We start from the raw sequence: 24,052 nt of genomic DNA, 5'->3' as shown, positions 1-24,052 counted from the left end.
CTAGCCGTCCATCGACTTCAGCGGCACGCCCATCCGGATCAGTCGCCCGCGGATCCGATTGACAAGCTTGCCGCGCTGGGTCTGCGAATTGGTATGGACGAACCGACCCACCGGGACGTCGTCCCGGCCGAGGAATTCGCCCAGCTCGGCCCAGCCATGCTGGCGCTCGAGCCAGAATTCGAGCAGGTCGCCGGGGCGGTCGGCGAAGTACGCACGCACGGCCGCGTTGTGCGCGTCGTAGACCTCGCGATACCGCGCCTCGTGCCCCACCGGCGCGGGCGCATCATCGCCATAGGTCAGCTGCTGGATATGGTAGGGGTTGTCGCCGAAATGGTTGGCGATCGAGCGATACCAGCGATCGGTTTCGCGCATCGTCAGGATGAATTTCGACCCTGGAAACGCCTCGTCGAGCTCGCGGAACATCAGCGGCCAGGGCATATCCTCGACCGCGTCGTATTCTTTCGCGATTTCGAGCCCCCGCTGCACATAGGTTGTGCGCAGTTCGTCGAGCGGGACGTCACGCCCGAACACCCCGCAGACCCGGTACCCGATCTGCGCCAGCGCATCGCGCAGTGACGACGTGCCGGTCTTCTGGAAGCCGATGCAGAAGACTTTCCCCGATCCCGTATCCGTTGATGCCATCGCGAAGGGCCCCGACCTCATAACTGTGCAGCGTTCCACCTACAGGAGTGGCCGCCCTTGCCAACCCGTCGAAGGCTCGCATACGCCCGACAGGGGCTCAACCTTGTGGACAGTGGGACAGGACGCGAGATGGAGGAGGGAACAGCGCAACAGCCGGGCCGCCTCCCCCGCCGGGGCCTGCACTTCGAATTGCTGCTGGGACTGATGCTGCGGATCGCCGGGGCGGCTGCGGCGTTCGCGATGACGTGGGTAATCGCGCGGCTGTTCGGCGCGCAGACCTTTGGCCAGTTCCAGCTGGCGCTGGCGACCGCGACGATCACTGCGCTGGTTGCGGCGCAGGGTCTGGACCGGCTGATTGTCCGCAGCGCAAGCGCCGCCTTCGCGAAAGAGCAGGCCGGCGCGGCGTTCGATTTCTTCGCTCAGGCGCGCAACCGGCAACTGCTGGTCAGCATCCCCCTCGCGATTGCGGTATTCCTGATTGCCGATCCGGTTGCGGTCCAGCTGCTGGGAGAGCCGGGCGTCGCCGATCACCTGCGCTGGCTGGCCCCGACCATCGTCGCCTTCCCTTTGATCCGGGCCTCAAGCTCGTTGCTGCGGGCGAAGGGCAGCGTGCTGGTTTCGCAGTCGCTCGACGGGGTGGGCTATACCTCCATCGCGATTCTGGCGCTGGCGGCGCTTTGGCTGTTGGGTGCGGCGCTCGTCCCGGTGACGCCTTCGGTGGCGTATCTTGCAGGGGTGGTGCTTGTCGCGCTGGTGAGCGTGGCTGTGGTGCGCGCGGCAATGGCGGGGGTCGAGCGCGAGCCCGGCACGGCGGCGCTCGCCACCGGCCTGTTCATCGCGGCCTTCAACGTGCTCGCGGCGCTGGGCGACTGGCTCGGGCTGTTCCTGCTCACTGCCTTCCGCGACGCGGCAGAGGCGGGGATCTATCGCGTCGGTTTCCAAGTCTGCCTGCTGTTCACGCTGGTCAACAGCAGCTTCTCGCTGATGGCCGGGCCGCGCCTTGCGACCGCGTTCGACCGGCAGGACCCGGCAGCGGCGTGGAAAACCGTCCGGGCATCGAGCCTGCTCGGCATCGCCATCGTCGTGCCGCTGCTGCTTGTCGTCCTGCTGGCTGCCGAGTGGATCCTGTCGCTGTTCGGCCCGGATTTCGTGCGCGGGGCGGATGCGCTGCGCATCCTTGCGCTGGGGCAGTTCTTCAATGTTGCCGCCGGCCCCGCCGGGGCGGCCCTGACGATGATGAACCGCGAGCGCGCTGTCCTGACGATCGAAATCGCGACTGTTGCGGTGAGCCTCGCACTGCTCCTGTGGCTGCTGCCGAGCTATGGCATGATCGGCGCGGCCATCGGTGCCGCCGCAGGAGCGGTTCTGCGCAATGCCGCCTCGCTGGTGGTGCTGCGGCGTCTACTCGCTGCGCTGTGAGGACATCCAGGTTTCGACCGCTTCGTAGAAGGCGACGTCCTGCGCGTACCAGCGTTTGAGGTTGGCAATGCCGGTTTCGGTCAGATCCGGAATGCCTGCATAGTCGTTGGCATGCGCTCCCTTGGCGTCGCGGCGAGCTTCCGGCGTGAAGTCGACCCCGAGCCGATCGAGAAGCACCTTCATGTCCGCCTCGAGATGCTCCTGCCGCAGCACCCACACCGGAGGACGAACGGTGAAAATGTCGCCCGCCAGCGCGAACCAGTCGATCTGGTCCTGCGCGGTGTGACGGATCGACTTCATCGCAGCGGCGGCGCGCATCCCTTCCTCGCCCGGAGCGAACAGGGCTTCGGCCAAATCGGCGGCGTGTTCGAAATTGGCGAAGGCGGTTTCCTCGTGCGGGGTCCAGGCGATGTCATTCAAGGGTCGACCGCGCCGCTTGCGCGAATAGAAGCCGGAGCGGAACCGGCTGATCGGATCGCGGATCGAGAAGAAGTAGTCGGCGGGCTCGGGAAGGTCGGCCAGCGTCACGTCGTGTGACAGACCCTTCATCAGCACGCCGTCCGCCTCGCGATTGACCTGCGCCATCATCTGCTTGACCTGCGAGCCCGCCGCCTTGCCGATATGCAGGAAGTAGACCACCCGGCGTCTGGACGTGGATCGCAAGACCCGGCGTAGCGACACCTCCAACCCGGCACGGTTGGTAAGCCGCGCAAACGCGCTCGAGAGTTCCGCCAGCCTCATGCCGAAAGCAGCGGTCGCCACCAGTCTTCGCGGTCGAGATACCAGCGCAGGGTCTGGCGCAGCCCTTCCTCGAAACCGCGCTGCGGCGCATAGTCGAGCTCGCCCCGCGCCTTGGTCTCGTCGATGGCGTAGCGGCGATCGTGTCCGGCGCGGTCGGTGACGAAGGTCTTGAGCGTTTCGCTCTTCTCGCCGCGCGCTGCGGGCGCATCGGGATAGCGGTCGGCGAGCCCGTCTACTTCCTCGAAAGCACGGTCGACCTCGGCGCAGACGCGATCGATCACGGTCATGTTGGGCAGCTCCGCCCCGCCGCCGATATTGTAGGTCTCGCCCGGCTTGCCGCGCTCAAGACACGCCTCGATCCCGCGGCAATGGTCCTCGACATGCAGCCAGTCGCGCACGTTCATCCCGTCGCCGTAGATCGGAAGCGGCTTGCCCGATAGAGCGTTCAAGAGGAACAGCGGGATCAGCTTTTCCGGATACTGGTACGGCCCGTAATTGTTCGAGCAATTGCTGGTCGTCACCTCGAGCCCGTAGGTGTGGTGATAGGCGCGCACGAGGTGGTCCGACGCGGCCTTCGATGCCGAATAGGGCGAGTTCGGGGCGTAGGGTGTCACTTCGCTGAAGGCGGGATCGTCCGGACCGAGCGAGCCGAACACCTCGTCGGTCGAGATGTGGTGGAACCGGTGATCCTTGCCGTCGCCATCGAGCCACACCGCGCGCGCCGCCTTGAGCAGCGCGTTGGTGCCGAGGATGTTGGTGTCGATGAAGGCGTCCGGGCCGCTGATCGAGCGGTCGACGTGGCTCTCTGCGGCGAAGTGCAAGATGGTGGTGATCCCGCGCTCGCGCAGCAGTGTCTCGACAAGATCCTGATCGCGGATGTCGCCTTCGACCAGCTCCGTCCGGTTCGCACCCGCCAATGTCGAGCGGTTCCCGGCATAGGTCAGCGCATCGAGCACCACGACCTCGTCGTCGGGATGCTGCGCATTCCAGTAGTGCACGAAATTGCCGCCGATAAAGCCGGCGCCGCCGGTGACGAGAATGCTAGCCAAGAGCCTGTTCCTGTTCGAGCATACGGCGCAGGTTGGTGCGCCAGGGGACCGGCTGGTCCCCTAATAGCTCGCGCGTGGCGCTGCAATCGAGCAGCGAGAAAGCGGGTCGCTTCGCCGGGGTGGGATAGTCGGCGGTGGTGATCGGCTTGATGTTCGGCACCTTGGCAATCAGCCCCAGTTCATGCCCTTCCTCGGCAATCGCGACCGCGAAATCGAACCAGCTGATCGCGCCGTCATCGCTGTGGTGGAAGGTGCCGCTCGCGCTCTTGTCGATCAGGCTCCAGATCGTGTTCGCAAGGCCCGTCGCCCAAGTCGGCGAGCCGATCTGGTCCGAAACCACACCCAGCTCATCGCGCTCGTTCATCAGCCGGATCATGGTGCGCACGAAATTCGCCCCGCCCGCTTCGTAGACCCAGGCGGTGCGGACCAGCAGATCGGTGTCGCGCAGGTGATCCTCGCCCGCCGCCTTGGTGCGGCCATAGGCGCTGATCGGATTGCGTGGATCGTCGGGGCGATAGGCGCGCGAAGAGGTACCGTCGAACACGAAATCGGTCGAGACATGCACCAGCTTGCCGCCCTGCGCTTCCATCTCCTCGGCCATGATCGCGACCGCGTCGGCGTTGATCGCACGCGCAGTTTGCTCGTCGCTCTCGGCCTTGTCGACCGCGGTGTAGGCGGCGGCGTTGATCAGCACGTCGGGCGATTCCACCACCAGCCGCGCGCGCAGCATCGCGTCTTCGGTGAAGTCGACATCGTCCACGTCGATCGCGTTGAGATCGGCATGGGCGGGAGCCGTGCGCTGGAGCGCGCCGCCGAGTTGCCCGTTCGCTCCGGTGATCAGGACCTTCATGCGAAAGCAGGGACGTCAGCGAGCGACAGGCCCACCTTGTCCTTCTCCGAAAGCGCTGGCGCGGTACCGAGATCGGGCCATTCGACCCCGACCGCCGGATCGTCCCACGCGAGCGTATGTTCGGTCTGGGGCGAGTAGGGCGCAGTACACTTGTACATGAAATCGGTGTTGTCGGTGAGCGTGAGGAAACCGTGGGCGAAGCCTTCGGGCACCCAGAACATCCGCTTGTTCTCGGCGGTCAGTTCCACGCCCACCCATTTGCCGAAAGTCTCAGACGATTTGCGCAAGTCGACCGCAACGTCGAACACCGCGCCGCGCGTCACCCGCACCAGCTTTCCCTGTTCGCCGGGGTTTTGAAAATGCAGTCCGCGCAGCACGCCCCTTTGCGAGTGGCTGTGATTGTCCTGCACCCAGGTGAGGTCCAGCCCCGCTTCGCGAAACGCCGCCTCGTTCCATGTCTCCAAGAAGAACCCGCGATCGTCCCCGAACACGCGCGGTTCGATGATCAGCAGGCCGGGAATGGCAGTTTTGACGATCTTCACGCGATCACCGGGTTTTCGAGCAGCCCAAGCAGGTATTCGCCATAGCCCGACTTGCGCAGCGGCTGGGCGATTTCGACCAGCTGGTCGTCGGTGATGAAGCCCTTGCGCCACGCGATTTCCTCGGGGCAGGCGATCTTCAGGCCCTGCCGTTCCTCGGTGATCCGGACATAGGTCGCGGCATCGAGCAGCGAGGCATGGGTGCCGGTGTCGAGCCACGCGAAACCGCGCCCCATGATCTCGACCGACATCGATCCTTCGTCGAGATAGAGCCGGTTGAGGTCGGTGATCTCCAGTTCGCCGCGCGCCGACGGTTTGAGGTCGGCGGCGCGGTCAACGACGGTCTCGTCGTAGAAATACAGCCCGGTCACCGCGTAGTTGGACTTGGGCTGCGCTGGCTTTTCCTCGATCGAGATCGCCCGGCCCTCGCCATCGAATTCGACCACGCCGAATGCCTGCGGATCGTTGACGCGATAGGCGAACACGGTCGCCCCGCTGTCGCGCGCATCGGCATTGTCGAGCAGCGCGGGCAGGCCATGCCCGTAGAAGATGTTGTCGCCGAGGATCAGTGCGCTCGGCCCGCCGCGCACGAAATCCGCGCCGATATGAAACGCCTGCGCCAGCCCTTCCGGCTTCGGCTGTTCGGCATAGCTCAGCGATACGCCGAAATCGGAGCCATCGCCCAGCACGCGCTGAAATTGCCCGGCATCCTCCGGCGTGGTGATGATCAGGATATCCTTGATCCCCGCCAGCATCAGCGTGCTCAGCGGATAGTAGATCATCGGCTTGTCGAAGATAGGCATCAACTGCTTCGAAACGCCCTTGGTCAGCGGATAGAGCCGCGTTCCCGAGCCTCCGGCAAGGATGATCCCTTTACGTGGTTGCGCCACTTTGTCTTTCCGTCCTGTTGGGTGGTCCCTGCGAGCGGTTCCGCGCATCGCAGCATGGGTTTGGCGGGTCAATGGCTAATGGCGCGGTTCGCGCTTGCGGGTGTGGGCGCATGCCATCCGGCACTGGCCAAACTCCCGCAAATGCCGCATTTGCGACGCATCCGTGCAGAAGAAGGGCCCCTTCCCGAGCCAGCGCCGCAATGCAGAACGATGCTTTCGACCTCTACCTCGGCCAGTGCGTCCGCTGCGCGCTGCAATCGGCCCCGCTGCCCGCCTGGCCCGGAGCTCTGGCGCTCGATGCGGACGAAGCGGCATCGCGGATCAGTTTTCACGGCCTCGCGCTCCTGCTGGTCGAGACCATGCACGATTTCAGAGACTGGCCCGCCGAACTGGTGACTGCAACGAAGGAAGAGGCGCGGCTACAGCGGTTCTGGGAAATGGACCACGCGCGAGCGATTTCCGGGTTGCTGGAGGCGCTGCAGGCAGCTGGATTGCCTGCACTGGTGCTGAAGGGCACCGCGCTCGCCTATTCGCTCTATCCCGATCCCGCGATCCGCCGCCGCGGCGACAGCGACATCCTGATCGAGAAGTCCCGCCGTCCGGATGTGAGAGAGGTTTTCACCGCCTGCGGTTTTCAGCCGGGGGAGGAGCTGCGGCCCTTCCAGGAATGCTGGCGCCGCAACACGCAATTCGGTTTCGATCACGTGGTCGACCTGCACTGGCGGATCAGCGCCAGCCCGGTGATTGCGGCCGCGCTCGACGCTTCCCGCCCGGCCGATCGCGCGATCGATCTGCCGCGGCTGTCCGCCCATGCCCGGGCGACCGGCTATATCGACAACCTCATCCTGACCTGCATCAACCGCGCATCGCACCGGGCGTTCGGGTACATGGTCGGCAACGACAAGCTCTACGAAAGCGACCGCCTGATCTGGGCAGTGGATATCGACCGTCTGGCAGCGGCGTTCGCGGCCGACGACTGGGAAACGCTGGTCCGCTGCGCCGCCATCGGCGGATGCTCCGATATCGTGCTGTCGGGCCTTGCTTTCGCCGAGGCGGCGCTGGGCACACCGATACCCGACCGGGTCAAGCCCGCGCTCGGCGAAGCCGGCGGAGAGGGACACGTGGCGCGCTATCTCGGGACCGATTCGACCCGCCGGCGCCTGACACTCGATCTCGCTGCGACGTCCAGCCTTCGCGACAAGGTCCGGGTGATGCGCAGCACGCTGCTGCCCGGTCCGGAAATCCTTCGCGAGCGTTTTCCCGAGGCGCGCGACTGGCCGATCGCAGCGCTGCAGGCGCGGCGTCTGCTCGGCGGGCTGGGCGATCTGGTGCGGGGCAGGATCTGATATGGGAATGCGTTTCCTGCTGGGCTGGGCGAGCCAGTTCAAGGGCTGGCTGGCGCTGATCAGTGCGCTTTCGCTGGTCAGTTCGCTCGCCGCGCTTGCTCTGCCGTGGCTCGCGGGCCGGTTCCTGGGCGGCGTGATCGGCGAAGAGGCGATCGATCTCCACCAGACGGTGATGCTGCTGATCGCCGCGCTGATCGCCATGACCGCGGTGACCATCCTCGTCACCATCCTGTCGGAGGTGGCATCGGGGCAGATTCTCGCGGCGCTGCGGCGGGAAACCTACGATCGGCTGCAATCGATGCCGGTCGGGTTCCACGATCGCAGCCGCAGCGGCGACCTGCTGGCGCTGATGGTGCACGAAGTCGATTCGCTCAGCTCGTTCCTGACCTCGACGCTGGCGATGGTGCCATCGATGCTGATGACGGCAGCCGGGGCGGTGGTGCTGCTGTTCCTGATCGATCCGACCATGGCGCTGGTGATCCCGGTGCTGGTGCCGGTGTTCTATATCGTCATGAAGCTGATCGGGCGTCGCTTGCGCGTGCTGTCGCAGCGCCTGCGCGAAGCCTATGTGGAGACTGTCACCATTGCCGAAAGCGACATGTCCATGCTCCCGGCGATCAAGGCGTTCGCCACCGAACAGCATCATCGCAGCCGGTTCGCCGAAGCGGTCGAGGAGACCCGGCGACTGAGCGTGGCGCAGGCGCGGATCGTGTCGTTCGTGGGGCCGATCGTGGCGCTGGTCGCGGCCTGCGCGGCGATTGCAATCCTGCTGGGCGGGAGCGCCGGGCTGGAAAGTGGTGCGCGCGAACCGAGCGAGCTCTTCGCCTTTCTGCTCTATGCCGCGCTGCTCACCCGTCCGGTCGGCGGCCTTGCCAACACCTATGGGCGGTTCCAGGTCGCCAAGGGGACGCTGGCGCGGCTCGAAACCGTGTTCGAAACGCCTCCCGAACCGGGCTATGCGGGCACCACCCGGCTCGCTCGCGCGCGCGGCGCGATCGCGTTCGAGGATGTCGGCTTCAGCTATCCCGAACGCGATCCGGTGCTCGAACATCTCGACCTTGCCATCGCGCCGGGCGAAGTGGTCGCGCTCACGGGTTCGAACGGGGTGGGCAAATCGACCGTCATCCGCCTGCTGCTGCGTTTTTACGATCCCGAGGTCGGCCGGATCACGCTCGACGGGATCGACATCTCCGAACTGCAGGTGCAGGACCTGCGCCGCCAGTTCGGCTACGTGCCGCAACGCCCGCTGCTGTTCGACGGATCGATCGCGGCCAACATCGCCTTCGGCGAAAGTGACCCCGATCCCGAGGCGATCGAGCGCGCCGCGCGGGTGGCGCAGGCCTGGGACTTCGTCGCCAAGCTGCCGCAGGGCCTCGCCACCGAGATCGGCGACAATGGCATCCGCCTGTCGGGCGGTCAGCGCCAGCGCATCGCACTCGCCCGCGCGCTGTACCGCGATCCTCCGATCTACATCCTCGACGAGGCGACGAGCATGTACGACCTCGAAGGCGAGGCCGCCTTTATCGAAGCGAGCATTCGCGGGCTCGAAAACCGCACGGTGATCCTGATCACACACCGTCCGGCCAGCCTCGCGCTGGCAGACCGGGTGATCCATGCCGGTCCCGACGGGTTCGTAGCAGCCGAACCCGCTGCAAGCGGGGCGGCTTGAAAGCGGCGCGCGGATGAGCGGGATTTGCGGGGTCTGGGCGCTCGATGGCAGGCCGGTCGCTCGGAGCGATCTCGGCGCGATGCTGGCCCCGCTCGAGCGTCGGGGACCCGATGGGACCGCAAGCTGGTTCGACGGGCCGCGCGCGTTCGGCCACACGCTGCTGGCGACCACGCCGGAGGCGCTGGTCGAACGCCTGCCGCTGACGCATGCGGACAGCGGTTGCACGATCACCGCCGACGCACGGCTCGACAATCGCGACGACCTGCTGGCGTCGCTCAACCTCGCTACCGGCGCTCGCACCATCGGCGATGGGGAGATGATCCTGCTCGCCTATCTGAGATGGGGCCGATCGTGTCCCGCGCGGCTGCGCGGCGATTTCGCATTCGCGATCTGGGATCCGCGCGACCGGTCGCTGTTCTGCGCCCGCGACATGGTGGGCATGCGCCAGTTTCTCTACTACTACGCCCCCGGTAGGCTGTTCGCGTTCGCGACCGAGGATCGCGCCATCCTCGCGCATCCGCACGTCTCCGGGCGGTTGAACGAAGCGCGCATTGCCGACTTCCTCGAAGGGTTCGAGGCCCGCGACATGAGCTCGACATTCCACGCCGAGGTCAGCCGCCTGCCCCCGGCGCATGCGCTGGTGCTGCGAGGCGAAGCCCTGCACATCAGCCGCCACAGCACGCTCGAACCGCCAGAACCGCTCAGGCTGCGGGGGGACGCCGCCTATGCCGAAGCGTTCAAGGACGTGTTCGATGCGGCGGTGCAAACCCGGCTGCGCTCTGCCGGACCGGTCGGTTCGATGTTGTCGGGCGGGATGGATTCAGGCTCGGTATCGGCGGTGGCGGCGCAGATTCTCAAGCGCTCGGGAAGCGCCCCGCTACCGACCTTTTCGGCCGTCGGCAGCGATCCCGCCTGCGTGGAAACCCGGACGATCGCCGCTGCCATGGGGATCGACCATATCGCCCCGCACCGCATCGAACTGGCCGAGCTCGATTCCTTTCGCAGCGACCTCGAAAATCTGGTTCGCGGTGCCGACGATCCGTTCGATGCGAACATGACGCTGGTAATGGCCATCTACCTCGCCGCGCAGCGGAGCGGGCTCAAGGTCGTGCTCGACGGGGTCGGAGGGGACACGACGCTGGATGCGCCCGACATGATCGCCTGGCATCTGCGACGCGGAAGGTTGGGGAAAGCATGGCGCGAGGCGGCCGGCGGGCGCGAGTTCTGGGGCGAATATTTCGAACCCCGTTCGACATTCCTGCGCGGCGTGCGGCGCGCGCTCGTCCCCCAGTCGCTGCGGCAGCTGAAGCCGCGTTTCCTGCGCACCGAACGCGCCGACAGTGCAACGCTGCTGTCGCCCGAGTTTGCGCAACGGATCGGCCTCCATGCGCTCACCCGCGAGAACGCCGCCCATACGACGACACCGCAGGGGGACGGTGCGCGCGACCGCACTCGGCGTATGCTGCATCCCTACATCTCGGTCGCCCGCGAGCGATACGACCGGGTCGCCGCAGCGCAGGCGATCGAGCCGCGCGACCCGTTCCTCGATCGGCGGGTGATGGAATTCTGCCTCGCGCTGCCCGCCGACCAGCTGCAACGCCACGGATGGCCCAAGTTCGTGCTGCGCCGCGCCATGGCGGGATTGCTGCCCGATGCGGTGGCGAGGCGCCCGGGAAAGGAACATCTCGGGTGGGATTTCACCACGGCGCTGATGCGCGAAACACTTTCTGAACCATACCCGGCTAACACCGCCCGGTTGGAGCGATATTCCAACGCCGAGGGCAGCGATTTGGCGCAGGAAACCGGAACTTTCGATTCCGCAATTGCGAACAAGCTGACTTTGCGTTATCTCTTCAATTGGATAGAACGTTCGCCAGACCGCGATACGACGACGGAGTGAATATGACCGATCGGAAAACCGACAAGCCGTACTCCCCGCCCAAGCTGGCGATTTACGGTGGATTTTCAAAGCTTACCGCCGCTGGCAGCGGCCCGCTGACCGAATCCGGCCCCGGCATGATGGGACTGATGCGTCGCGCCTGATCGGCGAGCTCGGCGTCACGGCTGGCTTTCCGACAATCTGACGCCTCACGGACAATTCGACGCGCGTTTCGATCGCGTGGCGGCACGCTTCGTCGGGTCTGAAGCCCGGCTGGCCGGATTTTCGGTCGGCGCGCGATATTTCCCGCATCGGTTTGCCGCATCGGCTATTCATTGCGACGACAGCTGCGGTGCGGTAATGGAGGGCTCAAGCGCCGCAACCATGCGAGCGCCCATCGGATTTCTGGAGCTTTCGTGAACAACCGCACCGCCATGAGCAACATTGCCAGAAAGCCGTATTCATCGCCCAAGCTTCTGGATTATGGAGCTTTTTCCAGACTGACGGCTGGCGGAAGCGGCGCTCAGACGGAAACTGGCGCGAAAATGAATCCGAATCGGCGGCCCTGACGCCGGCAGTTCCTTTGGTGGTGCAGGCTTCGAACGCCCTAGTTTCCGAGACAGCGTTTCGCGCCCGATCGAGCCCGTTCGGCTCGGGTGACCTTTCCGCGTGGCGATTGCATCATCACGGCCAGACGGGCGATAGCGAACCTTCCACATCGCCCCAGGGGATCGCCATGCCGATCACCCGAACCGAGGCCGACGGGACGCATCTGGTGATATTCGAAGGTGTGGCCGCGTTCCGCATCGACCTTCCCGACAAGTCGGTGACGATTTGCGACGTGGCAGCCGATACCTCGTCGGCGGCGCTCGAACACCTGCTGTTCGATCAGATCGCGCCGCGCATCCTCGAAGCGAGCGGCGAGCTCGTTATCCACGCCAGCGCCGTCGAGATTGCAGGGCGGCTCGCGGTCTTTCTGGGCGAAACCGGCGCGGGCAAATCGACGCTGGCCGCCAGCCTGGACCGGGTCGGCCATCGCCTGATCGGAGACGACGCGATCACGATCACGCAGCGCGGCGACGAATTCTGCGGCAAGTCGGTCTATCCGAGCCTGCGACTTTTCCCCGAAGCGATTACCGCGGTTCTCGGCACCGACGTCGAATCGGCACCGATGGCGCATTATTCGACCAAGCAGCGCGTCAGCCTCCCGGCGCTGGCTGGCGGGAACCACGCCGAAATTCCGATCGCAGCGGTGATTTTTCTGGTCGATGGCGAGGAACAGGATCGGCCGGCAATCGACCGGTTGAGCCCGGGGCATACCTGTCTCGGCCTGATCGAGCATTGCTTTGCGCTCGATCCCGAGGATGCCCGATGCGCCGCGCAGCGGCTGGCCAAGATCTCGCAGCTTGCAAACTCGGTACCCGGCTACGAATTGTCCTACGCCTATGACTTCGACCAGCTGCCGCTGGTGCACGAGACGATTTTGGCGGGTCTCGGTGCAGCGGACAGGCAGGCAGGCGAACGATGATCGGAGCTTCGGGTTACAGCATTGTCGATTACGGCGGGATGATCGATTGCGAGCCGCGCATGGGAATCTACGCGCAGGCACTCGAACGGGCGATTTCGCCGGGATGCACCGTGATCGATATCGGCGCGGGGTTCGGGGTGTTTGCCCTGCTCGCTTGCCAGTATGGGGCCGGAAGGGTGATCGCGATCGAGCCGGACAGCAGCATAGAATTGCTGCGTGAACTGGCGCGCGACAATGGCTGCGCCGACCGGATCGAGGTGGTGCGGGACATTTCCACGAATTTCACCCCCGAGCGCAAGGCCGACGTGATCGTATCCGATCTGCGCGGCAATGTTTCGCTGTTCGGCGGGCATATCCCGACCATCGTCGATGCACGCGAGCGACTGCTTGCAGACAACGGTTCGCTGCTGCCGATGCGCGATACGCTGAGGATCGCACTGGTGCACACGCCGAAGGAATACCGCACCTGTCACCGGCCGTGGCTGGAAAACGACTACGGCATCGACCTGTCGGCAGGCCACCGGTTCGCAGTCAATGACAGCGACAAGGTGTTTCTCGATCCGGAAGCGCTGGTTTCCGAGGCCGCCGAACTGGCGACGCTCGATTACCGGACGATCTGCGATCCGAACCTCGACCAGACGTTGAAGCTCGTCGCGGCACTCGGTTCGACCGTGCACGGCCTGTTGCTGTGGTTCGATGCCGAAATTGCCGAAGGGCTGACCTATTCGAATGCTCCGGGCCAGCCGCACCTCGTCTACGAACAGAAATTCCTGCCGTTCGAACGCCCGATAGACCTGAAAGCCGGCGATCGTGTCGAGGCGCGGATCAGGGCCAGGCTGGTCGACAATCAGTACATCTGGTCGTGGGACAGTGTCGCAACCGCGGCGCAGGACGATGCGCAGATCGCCGCGTTTCGGCAGTCCAGCTTCAAGAGCCGGATCTTTGTTCCCGACCATCTGGCGTCGATATCCAGTCGCCACGTCCCCGCCGCCACCGCCGCGATCGCGATCGATCGGGATTGTCTTGCGCTGGTTGGCGAAGGGCGCGATCTAGAAACGATTGCCAAGGCGCTGATCGATCGGCACCCGGCGCACTTCGCTTCGTTGCAGGCGGCGCTCGACCATGTGGCGAAGCTGATGCTGCGCTATGCCTGAGCTGTCGGTAGAAGCGATCCGCAAGCTTGCACTGTCCGCCGGCAATGCCCAAGGGTCAGCGGAAACCGGAGAATTCCAAGCGTGACTGATATTCTGGACCAGACCTGGCGGATCGACGACGATGCGGTGGCCAACAAGGTCGGCGAAGAAACCGTGATCCTGCACATGACCAGCGGCATCTACTTTGGGCTGGACGAGATCGGGACCCTCCTGTGGGAGGGGCTGAAATCCGGTGCCACTCCGGCCGCGGTCTGCAACGCGATCGTCGAGGAATACGACATCGAACGCGCGACCGTGGAATCGGATCTGCGCACCTTCCTTGCCGAACTCGCCGAAAACCAGCTCATCTCCCATGCCTGACACGCCGAGGTGGCGGCGGCGCGACCTCGTCAGATGGCCTCATCTTGTCATGCGCGGAACGTGGGAGCTGCTGCGCGCGAGGCTACGAACCGTGCGGCTCCAGCCCACCGACCTCCCCGAACTCAACCGCGCAGCGCAAGCTCGGGGCGCGTCGGCGGACGCATCCGGAACCAGCGAAGTCGATCGCATCTGTTTCGTAATCGCCGTGCTGGCGCGGTATCTCCCCTGGCGCAGCGATTGCCTGCCACAGGCCTTGGCGGGGCAGAACTGGCTGCTTGCCAGGGGAATTGCGTCCGTCATCCAGGTCGGAGCGGAACGCACCGCAAGCGGTGATTTCGGTGCCCATGCATGGCTCGTACACAACGATCGGGTCGTCCTGGGCGGGGATATCGACCGATTTACCCCCCTCGTCGGCGGCGCAGGGCGCTGATCAGGCTGGATTTTTCGGAACAAGGGGCGGCTAATCCGCCTTTCTGACGGGGCGTTTCGCCGCGAAACCACCCCGTCATAAGCAATCCTTATGAGATTGGCGCTATGGCACGGTTGTCATTCTTGCTGCACTGCAGTAGGGGTTATTGCGTAGACAGCCGAAAGAAAGGCCAAAAAGATGAAGAAAATAGCGTCTCGTCTTGCCATGACCGCCGCTGCGGCCAGCATGGCCCTGGCGCCGATCGCCGCGCAGGCCAACACCCGCGCCGGCGACAGTTCGGCCATCTATTCGAGCTCCGCGTTTTCGCAGCCCGGTGTCGACCGTGCGGCCGACGGGGAAGATATCGTGGGCACCAGCGGCATCTTTATCATCGTGTTTGTGACAGCGACGATTATCGGCATCATCCTGATCGCGGATGACGATAATGACGACGATAACAACCAGTCGCCGGGGGCTAACTGAGCCGCCGCCATTGACCCTCCGGTCGATAACTGGATTGTGAGCGCACGGGACAGGTTTCCGTGCGCTTTTTCATTGGCGGTCTGATTGGCTAGGCAATCCACACTCCGGGGCGCGGTTCCCAACACGCCGACAGCGCGCGACGCCGCCTGGAGGCACCCGCTGCTGCTCGTCGCGCTGCTGATGATCCTTGCGGTCGCGCTTGGCGGAGGTGGGGTGCGCTACGGCCTCAACAATCTGGCTGTCCAGCTTGGCGCTTTCGGCGTCCTCGCTGTTCACCGCGACGCCTTTTTCCGGTTCTGGCGAAACAGCCCGATCGTCCTGCGCGTTCTGGTTGGGCTGACTTTGCTTATCCCGATCCTGCAACTCGTGCCGGTGCCTGAAAGCGTGTGGAGCGCGCTGCCGGGCCGCGATCTGGTGGCGCAGTCGCTCGCCATCGTCGAGGCTGGCAGCTGGCGCTCCACCAGCGTCGATCCGGCGCGTACGCTCGTCGCGCTGACCGGGCTGCTGTTGCCCCTTGTGATCCTTGCAGTCGGCTGGGCGATCCCGCGACGCCACCTGATGACGATCGGCTGGGTGGTGGTCGCGCTGGGGCTGGTGAGCTTCGCGATCGGCATCCTGCAAGTCCTCGGCGGAGGCAACACCGTGGTTTTCTACCCGGAACGCGGACCGACTGGCCTGCTTTACGGAACGTTTGCCAACCGTAATTCGGCCGGCTTGTTTCTGGTGGCGGCCCTGACACTGGCCGCGCTGCTGCCTCTGCCGCTGGCGAGGCCGCATCCTGCGGGTCTTCCGGTTCGGCTCGGCATCTGCGCGCTGCTGCTGCTGGCGGTAATCCTGACCCGGTCGCGCACCGCTTTCGTGCTAGCCGCGATCCCGATCGCGCTCGGTGCCTTGCGCGGCATTTCGGCCTGGCGCGGAGCGCGCGCGCTTGCGAGCGACGGCAACCGGTCATCGCTGCTGGTGTTCGGAGCGATAGCCCTGTCGCTCGCCGCGCTGGCTTCGGTGGTCGTGATCGCGCCCGGTCGGGTCGGCAGTGTGGTCGAACGGTTCGAAGCGCGGGACGATGCCCGCGTCTACATCTGGCAGGACGCCGCCTATTCCGCCGAGCGGTTCTGGCCGGTCGGTGCCGGAATGGGCGCATTCGACGAGGTTTATCAGGTCGACGAATCGCTCGAATTCCTGACCGAACGGCGCGCTGGACGCGCACACAACGACTATCTCGAGCTGGCGATCGAAGCCGGGATCGGCGGACTTGCACTTGCCGCAATATGGCTGCTGCTGGTTGGATGGCTCGCCTGGCGCGCGGGCCGTTCGCAGCTGCGCTGGCCCGCCTGGGGCGGCGCGGCAATCCTGCTGTCGATCGCATTGCAATCGATCACCGATTATCCGCTGCGCAATCAGTCGCTGCTCGCGCTCGCCGCCTTTGCGATGCTCTTGCTGGCGCGGATCGCCGACGATCCGGAGCGCGAGGGGCAGCGATGATCGGGCGGATCATCTGGCTCGCCGCGCTGCTGGCGCTGGCCCTGATCACAGGGGCAGCGCAGATCGACCGTCAGGCGCGCGTGACACCATCCCTCGCCAACGCGGTCCCCGAACCGTTTCGCGGATTCGCCCAGGCGCGTATCGCGGCGCGCGCGATCGCAGGCGAGGACACCGCCCGGGCCCTGGCCGAGGCGAAGCGACTGGTCGCGCGCCGGCCGATCCCCGCCGAACATTTGCGGCTCCTCGCAGCAGCGCAGATCGAGGCCGGGCTGATCGAGGAAAGTGCCGTCACGGTGCAGGTCGCGGCCCGGCGCGGCTGGCGCGATGCGCCTTCGCAACAGGCGATGCTGCGGCTCGCGCTGGCGGCGGGCGACAGGCCCGAGGCCGCGCGACGCTATGCCGCGCTGCTGGTCGCAAGCCGGACCGAGGAGGCGTTGCTGGAGGAGCTGGGCGCGCTGGTGTTTGCCGAGCCGGACGAGTCGGCGCGCGCCACCTTCGCAGAGATCGTTGCCGCGGGCGAGCGGTGGCACGATTACTATCTGAGACGCGCCGCGCGGGTAATGCCGCCCGCCACCATGGTCGACGTGACCGAAGCAGCGATTGCGGACGGCGCGCGATTCGATTGCCGGGCAGTCGACCTCGCGACAGGCCAACTCACCAGGCGCGATCCCGAAGCTGGCAAGCAATTCGCAGACCTGTTTTCAACCGCCTGCTGAGCCCGCCGGTCGCCCGCAATCAGGCCGCGTCATCAGCCTTCGCGGCGCGATCGTGGCGCTTTATCGCCTGCATGAATGACTCGGGAATCGGGTGGCTCTCGTGGACGAACAGATCGTCCGAGGCGTTCAGCCGGGCCGCGATGCGATAACCGTGCGCGACGAGCGTGCGGCGATGCGCATCGTTACCGCCCATCTGCTGCATGTTTTCAAGCATGATTGCCTTGGGCGGCGCGTTGACGAAATCGAACCCTGTCAGGATCAGCGCCTCGGCCCCTTCGACATCGATCGATGCGAATTCGAACGCCTCACCGGCTGGGACGAACTGCGAAATCGGTCCGCATTCGACCGGGTATTCGAGATAGTCGAAGTCGCGCATGTCCTCTTCGCGGACGAACTCGCGGAACGACGAGAGCTGGTGTTCCCAACCCACTTTCGGCTGGATCTCCACGAAAGTGCGGGTTTCCGACCGGTCGCTGATCCCGGCATTCACGAACGTCGTGCCGGGGCGTTCGCGCCAGCGACCGATCACCGATTTCATCGGGTCGAAGGCATAGCCGGTCCAGCCCTTGCGCTCGAAGAAATAGGTGTTGCTGTTGGCGAAGGGCTGATTGGCGCCGATATCGATGAACCGCCCGCTTTCCTGTTCGAACAGCAAGTTCAGGAAGTAATCCTGCCCGATCTGACCGTTGAAGCCGCGCTCACGCAATTCGGCGATCTCGTCACGCTCGAGCACGACATAGGGCGTGCCTGGCCAGCTGCGTTCGAACCGTGCCTTGTCCTGCGACAGCTTGATCTTTTCCCACACGCCCTTGGCGAATGTTCGCCACGGGGCCGGAAGGATATTCTTGGCCAAGGCTCTGGCGTTGGATAACATGGTGCCCCTTCGTGCTGCCGGTCAGGCCCGTGCCTGGATGAACTGCTTGATCGCGACCTTGGCGTTGAGCCGGTCTACATCGATCTGATGACTTTCCGGTATTCGCCCGAGCAACGCGGCAGTGACCGAAAATGTCGAATGGCGGCTGTGAACCAGCCAGTCGCACCGCGCCAGCGCCAACATGTCGATCAGTGCATTGCGCGCCTCGGCCACCGGATCGGCAAATCCATCGCTCGCAAAATGCAACGCGGTCGAATCCTGGGCCAGCGCCTTGTCGATCGTGATGACATCGGGGAAGCGCGCCATCACTGCCGACTGCGCTTCGGCACTGTCAGTCGCAAGGAACACGGTCGCGCCAGGCATCTGCGCGGCGAGCCGATCGAGTTCGCGCAAGATCTTGGGCAATGGGGCTTTGCGGTCGGTGAAGCGGATATGCACCCCAATGAGGGGACCCGCCCGACCTTCGAACACCCGATCGACCGCGCCGCGAACCTGATCGACCGGCCTGAAATACCGATCCAGCAGATTTTCTGTGATCGCCTTGGTCGTAAGTCCGGCATAGGCGGGATGCACGGCAATCCGGCGTTCGAGCCGCTTCAGCTTGGGCAGATAGGACCAGAACACCGCCACCGCATTGCCCGGATCGGGTCCGGCAAGGTCGATCGACAGCCTGCGGTAAAGCAGCGGACTGCGGTGCTCGCGGGGGAAATCGCGGCGGATGATATCGACCGGCTGTTCAGCCATGTGCCCCGACCAGCAGGCAGGAGCCACGTCGGTCGCCTGGTCGAAATCCGTCAGCTCCCCCATCCAGCTCGCATCGAACAGCAGCGGGTAGAGATTTTCGCCTGGCGGCACATACATGCCGTCGCGCCAGTCGATATACGGGGTGCGCCGGTTGAGTTCGGCAAGCACGCACCCGGTCACCGCCGACAGCATCCGGTTGCCCAGCCCGCCTTTCGCCTTGATCACCAGCGCGCGCTGTTCATCCGCAGTCAAAACGTCGGCTCCACCGATCGATAGCCATGGCTCCGCCATAGCCGAATTCGAATGGCACGATAGGGGAAATACCGGATATCCACGCCCGGTTGCCCTGCGATGCGGTGGGTCGCGGTGAATGCCTTCCCATTCTACCGTCTGGCCCGATAAAAGCCCGCATCGCCGCTGGCGCTCAAGCCGCAGGAACCGCGCGAGCTATCCACGTCGGGGCGCGCCTGCTCCTGCGCCCGGATATCCCGCCCGCCGCATTGCAAAGTCGCGGCCTGACTGTATCGTGCCCTTCGGGGGAATGGGGACGTGCAGGCAGGCAGCACCGAAGTCGGCGAAGTCGCGCTGCTGAGATTGAACGTTCTCGGCGAGTTGCGGGTCGAGACATCGACCGGCGAGGCCGTGCTGCCCAACAATCGCCGAGCCAACCTGATCCTGGCGATCCTGTGTCTCCAGCCTGACCTGTCTATCGATCGCGAAGCGCTGGCCAAGCTGCTGTGGCCGGACCGTTTCGTCCCGCAAGCCAAAGCCAGCTTGCGCCAGTGCCTGCTCGAACTGAAACGTAGCCTCGGCGACCATGGCCTGCCCGGCCTCGCAGTGAGCCGAGCCGAGGTTGCGCTCGATCATTCGGCCTTCAGGAGCGATCTCGAAGAGCTTTCGGACGCGCTGGCATCGGGCGAGATCGCCAGAGCGTGCGATCTGCTTCGCGCGGCAGGCAATCGTGCGCTTCTCGAAGGTGTCTCGCTCAACCCTGCCTTCGACGATTGGCTCGCCGCCCGACGCGAATACATCGATGCGGGTCTGCGCTCCGCCATCGACACCGCGATCCGCACTGCGGATCGTGCCGGTGGCGAACGCCTGCTGGATGCTGCGCGCGACCGCTTTCCGGCGTTTCGCACCTTCCCTCCCGAACTCGGGCAGTTGGCGATCGCGGTCCTGCCGTTCACGCAGGTTGACGAAATTGGGGGGGACTTCTTCCTTTCCGACGGGGTGACCGACGAACTCTCGTCGCAGCTCGGGCGACTCAACGGCATCGCGCTGGCGGGCCGGACCTCGGTCAACGCGGTCGCGAGCCGCGGCGCGACGCTGATCGAGATGGCCGAAATCCTGCGGGTCTCTCACCTCGTCGAAGGCGAAGTGCGGCGCACGACGACCACCATAGAAATCCGTATTGCCCTGATCGAGGGCACGTCGGGAACCGAATTGTGGTCTGACCGGATCTCGGGATCGATCGAGCAATTCCTGCATTCGCGCAATCTGATCGGCGCCAATATCATCGCCGCAATGTGCCGCGTGCTGGGCATCACGCCGTCGCCTGCCCCGCTGCGGCGGATGACTACCGATCGCGAAGCCTATGCGCTCTATCTGCAGGGCCGCGAAATGGTGCACAGGCTGGCGGTGGAGGGGGCGATCGAAAAAGGGATCGCGTTCTTCGAGCGTGCACTCGAGATCGATCCCGACTTCGCCGAATGCTGGACCGCGCTCGGCGACGCACACATCATGATGGCGGCCACGACACCCAGCCTCACGCGCGTCGAACAATCGGCCGAAGGCGCCCGCTGCGCAGCGTGCGCGGTCGCACTCGACCCGGGTCAGGGTCACGCCTATTCGATCATGGGCGTCCACGAATGGACGCTGCCCAAGCCCGCGCGCGCGCTCGAACTGTCGTTCGAGGCCTATGCCCGCGATCCCAACCAGGCCGACGTCGCTTCGCGCCTCGGCGCGTGCCTGCTCTATCTGGGCAAGGCCCGGGAGGCGCTGGCCTATATCGAGGAAGCCGTCGATCGCGACCCGATCTACGGCCGGAACTACATCATGCTGTCCACGGCCCATCTCAGCTTGGGCAATTTGGAGATGGCGTGCGAAGCCGGGCAGCGCGCAGTCGAGTTGGGCATGCCCGGCATCTGGCTGGCAGTCGCGCAATTCGCGTCCGGCGACTACGAAGCGGCGGTCAGCAGTCATTTCGCCAGCCGCATCCATCTCGGCACGGTAATCATGCGCCCTCCCGGTGTCCCGCCGATGGATGACGCCGCGCGCGACGCCTATTTCGACTTCGCGGCGCGCGGCCTGTTCAGCGGCAGCGAGGCCGATCGCGCGGCATACTGCCAGATGCTCGACGGGCTCCATCTGTCGATGCCCGACCCGTACGACACGTCGATCGCGCTCCCCGCGATCTGGATGGGCCATTCAAGGCTGGTCATGAAAATCTTCTCGGAGCGCATCCATCCGGCCAACATGTTTGCCTTGATGAGCCTGTGGACCGATATCGACCCGATCAATCGCACCCGGCTGGATCCCGGCTTCATGGATTTCGCAGCAAGGATCGGAATGGTCGAGGCGTGGGACCAGTTCGGTTGGCCCGATTTGTTAGGATCCGGTCGCGAAGGCGCCTGATCCTTGCGCGAATTGACGCTTTTTTGACGCTCCTGCGGGTTGCCCGGTCGCCCGATCCCATGCATTTTCGGATCACAGGGAAACACAGCAAACATCGATTTTTCACGACCTTGCGAGCGATTGCGCGCGGGGCTGCGGAGAGGCTTGCATGGTCCCTTTTGTGGGTCGCGCTGCAACGGACCGGATCGGGCTGCAAGGCAGCGCGTCCGGTTGCGACTACACGGAGGAACACACCCATGACCAGGTTCAAAACCATGATCGCCGCTGGCGCAATTGCGATTGCGCTGCCGATCGCGACGCCGGCGACGGCGCAGGAATTCCCGCTGGAGGCGGGCGAATACGCCCAGGTCGGCGGCATCTACGTCAAGGATGGCGGCGCGTTCAAATACGCGCAGTGGCTGGCAACCGAATGGAAGAGCTTCCAGGATTACGCGCTGTCGCAGGGCTGGATCACCGGCTACAAGATCTACGCCAATGTGAACCCGCGCGATGGCGAACCGAACATCTATCTGATGACGATGTTCGCCAGCCTGCCGGATGCCGCCGAGCAGGAGCGTCGCGATGCCGCTTTCGATGCCTGGTCGAAGAAATCTTCCGCACAGCAGATCGCGGAAAGCGGGAACCGGGCCGAATACCGCACGGTCAAGAGCAGCATGCTGCTTCAGGAATACAGGCCGCGCTAGACCGGCCTGTGCCCGACCCCGGTGGGTGATGTTGCGACCCGATCGCCCGCCGGGGTCATTCCCCCAGCTTCTGGAACCGGACCAAGCCATGCCCTTCCCCACGCCCGAACTCGCCCACGTCGTCTACCGCACCAAACGGCTGCAGGAGATGCTCGATTGGTATGCCCACGTCTTCGGCGGAGAGATCGTCTACCGCAATGATGCGCTGGTCTTCGTCACTTACGGCGAAGCACATCATCGCTTCGCCTTTGCCGATCTGAACGTGATTGCGCCCGAGGCATCGGATGCGGAACACAACCCGGTCGGCGTCGATCACGTCGCCTATGACGTGCCCGATCTCGCCACGCTGCTGGCCAGCTACCGCGAGCTCAAGGACAAGGGGATCGAACCCTACTGGTGCGTCAATCATGGGATGAGCGCGTCGCTCTATTATGCCGATCCCGATGGCAACCAGATGGAATTCTCGGTCGATTGCTTCGGCTCGGCCCAGGAATGCATCGACTATTTCAGGAGCGGCGTTCTCAACCGCAATCCCGTCGGCGTCGAATTCGACCCGGAGGAATGGCTGGTCGAGCTGGAGCTGGGGGTCAAACCCGAAGAGCTGTTCAGGATCGATGATACCGCACCCGTTTCGCCGATCCGCGGCAGGCTGGAGCGGATCGCCGGATGACTGCCGCCGCGCCCGCGCAAAGCGCCCGGTCGCACACCAACTGGTCGCGGATATTCGGTCCCGCTCTGCTGTTCTCCGGATCGGCGATCGGGACCTCGCATCTCGTCCAGTCGACCCGCGCGGGAGCGGTCTACGGGCTGGCGCTGGTGGCGGTCATCCTGCTCGCGAACCTGCTGAAGTATCCGGCCTTCCGGTTCGGCGTGGATTACGGCCACGCGACGCGGCGCTCGATCCTCGCGGGCTACCGACACCTGGGGCGCTGGGCGGTGGCGCTGTTCGGCCTCGCGATCATTCCCATCACACCGATCATTCATGCCGCGGTGACCGCCGCGACGGCGGGGGTGTTCATCGCCGTGACCGGCGTCGAGGTACCGGTGACGATCGTCGGCGCGGTGCTGCTGCTCGCGGTAGGAGCGCTGTTGCTCACGGGCGGGTACGACTGGCTCGACAAGGTCAACCGCGTGCTGCTCGCCTTCCTCGTCATCTCGACCCTGGCAACCACCATCATGGTGCTGCCACAGGTCCAATGGGGAACGCTGGCCGATGTGGCGTGGATCGGCGACCCGGTCGCGATCCTGTTCGTGATCGCGCTCGCCGGGTTCATGCCCAATCCGCTCGAGGTGTCGGTTTCCCAATCCTTGTGGACCGCGAAGGTCGAACAGGACATGGGCGATGGCGGCGGCAGTCGCCTCGCCGAAGCGCGCACCGCCTTCGCCGCGGGCTATACGATGACGGCTTTGCTGGCCGTTTGCTTCTGCATCATGGGCGCCGGGGTGATGCATTCCGGCGGGATCGCGCCGGCAAGCAATGCTCCCGCGTTCGCCGCGCAGGTGATCGGACTTTACCGCTCGGTCCTGGGCGACGGGGCAGCGCTGCTCGCCTCGATCGCAGCGCTCAGCGTGATGCTGACGACCGCGCTCGCCGCCGTCGATATCGGCAGCCGCATCGCCACCTCGACCGTCCAGCACCTTACCGACCGGACCGAACCGGCCGATTTTGCGCGGCTCTACCGTTTCGCGGTGCCGCTGGTCGTGGCTCTCGACATCACGGTTCTGTTCACGCTGCTGGACGATTTCACCACGCTGATGGACCTTGCAACCAGCCTCGCCTTTGTTGCCGCGCCGGTGATCGCGGTGCTCAATCATATAGCGGTGACAGGCCGGACCATGCCTGCCGACGCGCGACCGGAGCGCTGGACCCGGTGGCTCAACCTGGCCGCAATCATCGTGATGACCGGTCTGAGCATCGCGTTCTTCGTGCTGCGCTGAAATCGGCGAAGGGGGTTATTCAT

General features: G+C 65.0%; 24 protein-coding genes. 16 read left to right on the top strand and 8 right to left on the bottom strand.

Translation table 11 applies throughout. The features are described 5' to 3' along the window. Positions 1-642, bottom strand: a complete 642-nt coding sequence (locus tag KDC96_RS15175; RefSeq protein ID WP_212449249.1) for a sulfotransferase family protein — start codon at positions 640-642, stop codon at positions 1-3. A 129-nt stretch (positions 643-771) separates the two neighbouring features. On the opposite strand from KDC96_RS15175, the gene KDC96_RS15170 reads away from it, so the two are divergent. Continuing rightward, the gene (locus KDC96_RS15170) at positions 772-2,061 is read left to right on the top strand and encodes a lipopolysaccharide biosynthesis protein (protein WP_212449247.1); all 1,290 of its coding nucleotides are present in this window, start codon (positions 772-774) and stop codon (positions 2,059-2,061) included. Here the strand turns inward: KDC96_RS15170 and KDC96_RS15165 are convergent. From KDC96_RS15165 to rfbA, 5 genes are read right to left on the bottom strand one after another with little or no spacing between them, the layout of a single operon-like run. After that, positions 2,044-2,823 (bottom strand): sulfotransferase family 2 domain-containing protein, encoded by a 780-nt coding sequence (locus tag KDC96_RS15165; RefSeq protein ID WP_212449245.1) that lies wholly within the window; start codon positions 2,821-2,823, stop codon positions 2,044-2,046. The genes KDC96_RS15170 and KDC96_RS15165 overlap by 18 nt on opposite strands. Continuing rightward, positions 2,799-3,851: a dTDP-glucose 4,6-dehydratase gene (gene rfbB, locus KDC96_RS15160; RefSeq protein ID WP_212449243.1), complete on the bottom strand. Its 1,053-nt coding sequence runs from the start codon at positions 3,849-3,851 to the stop codon at positions 2,799-2,801. Before rfbB ends, KDC96_RS15165 begins: the two co-directional genes overlap by 25 nt. Then, positions 3,844-4,701, bottom strand: coding sequence for a dTDP-4-dehydrorhamnose reductase (gene rfbD / locus KDC96_RS15155; RefSeq protein ID WP_212449242.1), 858 nt, complete (start codon positions 4,699-4,701; stop codon positions 3,844-3,846). The genes rfbB and rfbD overlap by 8 nt, the downstream gene beginning before the upstream one ends. Beyond that, positions 4,698-5,243, bottom strand: coding sequence for a dTDP-4-dehydrorhamnose 3,5-epimerase (gene rfbC / locus KDC96_RS15150; protein WP_212449241.1), 546 nt, complete (start codon positions 5,241-5,243; stop codon positions 4,698-4,700). The genes rfbD and rfbC overlap by 4 nt, the downstream gene beginning before the upstream one ends. Next, the gene (rfbA, locus tag KDC96_RS15145) at positions 5,240-6,130 is read right to left on the bottom strand and encodes a glucose-1-phosphate thymidylyltransferase RfbA (RefSeq protein ID WP_249171821.1); all 891 of its coding nucleotides are present in this window, start codon (positions 6,128-6,130) and stop codon (positions 5,240-5,242) included. Before rfbA ends, rfbC begins: the two co-directional genes overlap by 4 nt. Before the next feature lie 200 nt (positions 6,131-6,330). On the opposite strand from rfbA, the gene KDC96_RS15140 reads away from it, so the two are divergent. The 11 genes from KDC96_RS15140 (at position 6,331) to KDC96_RS15090 (ending at position 17,156) form a co-directional block, all read left to right on the top strand. Next, positions 6,331-7,476: a nucleotidyltransferase family protein gene (locus KDC96_RS15140; RefSeq protein ID WP_212449239.1), complete on the top strand. Its 1,146-nt coding sequence runs from the start codon at positions 6,331-6,333 to the stop codon at positions 7,474-7,476. 7 nt (positions 7,477-7,483) lie between these two features. Then, on the top strand, positions 7,484-9,145 hold the full coding sequence (locus KDC96_RS15135; RefSeq protein ID WP_249171820.1) for an ABC transporter ATP-binding protein: 1,662 nt from the start codon (positions 7,484-7,486) through the stop codon (positions 9,143-9,145). Positions 9,146-9,158: 13 nt separating this feature from the next. Further along, positions 9,159-11,045: an asparagine synthase-related protein gene (locus KDC96_RS15130; protein WP_212449235.1), complete on the top strand. Its 1,887-nt coding sequence runs from the start codon at positions 9,159-9,161 to the stop codon at positions 11,043-11,045. A gap of 2 nt (positions 11,046-11,047) precedes the next feature. After that, positions 11,048-11,188, top strand: a complete 141-nt coding sequence (locus KDC96_RS15125; RefSeq protein WP_212449233.1) for a lasso RiPP family leader peptide-containing protein — start codon at positions 11,048-11,050, stop codon at positions 11,186-11,188. Between the two features lie 572 nt (positions 11,189-11,760). After that, positions 11,761-12,552: a hypothetical protein gene (locus KDC96_RS15120; protein WP_212449231.1), complete on the top strand. Its 792-nt coding sequence runs from the start codon at positions 11,761-11,763 to the stop codon at positions 12,550-12,552. Then, positions 12,549-13,706, top strand: coding sequence for a 50S ribosomal protein L11 methyltransferase (locus KDC96_RS15115; RefSeq protein ID WP_212449229.1), 1,158 nt, complete (start codon positions 12,549-12,551; stop codon positions 13,704-13,706). The genes KDC96_RS15120 and KDC96_RS15115 overlap by 4 nt, the downstream gene beginning before the upstream one ends. Positions 13,707-13,787: 81 nt before the next feature. Further along, entirely contained in the window at positions 13,788-14,066 is a 279-nt protein-coding gene (locus KDC96_RS15110) for a PqqD family protein (protein WP_212449227.1), read from the top strand. Next, positions 14,059-14,496 carry a lasso peptide biosynthesis B2 protein gene (locus tag KDC96_RS15105; protein WP_371815499.1) on the top strand — a complete coding sequence of 146 codons (438 nt, stop codon included), beginning with the start codon at positions 14,059-14,061 and terminating at the stop codon, positions 14,494-14,496. The genes KDC96_RS15110 and KDC96_RS15105 overlap by 8 nt, the downstream gene beginning before the upstream one ends. Positions 14,497-14,700: 204 nt before the next feature. After that, positions 14,701-14,958, top strand: a complete 258-nt coding sequence (locus tag KDC96_RS15100) for a hypothetical protein (RefSeq protein ID WP_212449223.1) — start codon at positions 14,701-14,703, stop codon at positions 14,956-14,958. An 84-nt stretch (positions 14,959-15,042) separates the two neighbouring features. Then, a complete protein-coding gene (locus KDC96_RS15095) occupies positions 15,043-16,440 on the top strand; it encodes an O-antigen ligase (RefSeq protein WP_212449222.1) in 1,398 nt (465 codons plus the stop codon). Then, on the top strand, positions 16,437-17,156 hold the full coding sequence (locus tag KDC96_RS15090) for a hypothetical protein (protein ID WP_212449221.1): 720 nt from the start codon (positions 16,437-16,439) through the stop codon (positions 17,154-17,156). The genes KDC96_RS15095 and KDC96_RS15090 overlap by 4 nt, the downstream gene beginning before the upstream one ends. Before the next feature lie 19 nt (positions 17,157-17,175). Here KDC96_RS15090 and KDC96_RS15085 read toward each other — a convergent pair whose 3' ends face one another. Continuing rightward, positions 17,176-18,009 carry an FkbM family methyltransferase gene (locus KDC96_RS15085; RefSeq protein ID WP_212449220.1) on the bottom strand — a complete coding sequence of 278 codons (834 nt, stop codon included), beginning with the start codon at positions 18,007-18,009 and terminating at the stop codon, positions 17,176-17,178. 42 nt (positions 18,010-18,051) lie between these two features. Further along, complete coding sequence (locus KDC96_RS15080) at positions 18,052-19,065, bottom strand: nodulation protein NodZ (protein ID WP_212449219.1); 1,014 nt, start codon at positions 19,063-19,065, stop codon at positions 18,052-18,054. A gap of 258 nt (positions 19,066-19,323) precedes the next feature. Between KDC96_RS15080 and KDC96_RS15075 the strand changes: the two genes are divergently transcribed. The 4 genes from KDC96_RS15075 to KDC96_RS15060 all read left to right on the top strand — a co-directional run bounded on the left by KDC96_RS15075 (position 19,324) and on the right by KDC96_RS15060 (position 24,029). Then, the gene (locus KDC96_RS15075) at positions 19,324-21,408 is read left to right on the top strand and encodes a hypothetical protein (RefSeq protein ID WP_212449218.1); all 2,085 of its coding nucleotides are present in this window, start codon (positions 19,324-19,326) and stop codon (positions 21,406-21,408) included. A 236-nt stretch (positions 21,409-21,644) separates the two neighbouring features. Beyond that, positions 21,645-22,091 (top strand): hypothetical protein, encoded by a 447-nt coding sequence (locus tag KDC96_RS15070; protein ID WP_212449217.1) that lies wholly within the window; start codon positions 21,645-21,647, stop codon positions 22,089-22,091. An 88-nt stretch (positions 22,092-22,179) separates the two neighbouring features. Next, a complete protein-coding gene (locus KDC96_RS15065; RefSeq protein WP_212449216.1) occupies positions 22,180-22,761 on the top strand; it encodes a VOC family protein in 582 nt (193 codons plus the stop codon). Beyond that, a complete protein-coding gene (locus KDC96_RS15060; protein WP_212449215.1) occupies positions 22,758-24,029 on the top strand; it encodes an NRAMP family divalent metal transporter in 1,272 nt (423 codons plus the stop codon). The genes KDC96_RS15065 and KDC96_RS15060 overlap by 4 nt, the downstream gene beginning before the upstream one ends. Positions 24,030-24,052: the final 23 nt, after the last annotated feature.

It is taken from the genome of Erythrobacter sp. JK5 (genome assembly GCF_018205975.1).
In the GTDB taxonomy this organism is placed as follows: Bacteria; Pseudomonadota; Alphaproteobacteria; order Sphingomonadales; family Sphingomonadaceae; genus Erythrobacter.
Note: the sequence above shows the minus strand (reverse complement) of the source record. Positions and strands in the feature narration are given on the sequence as shown.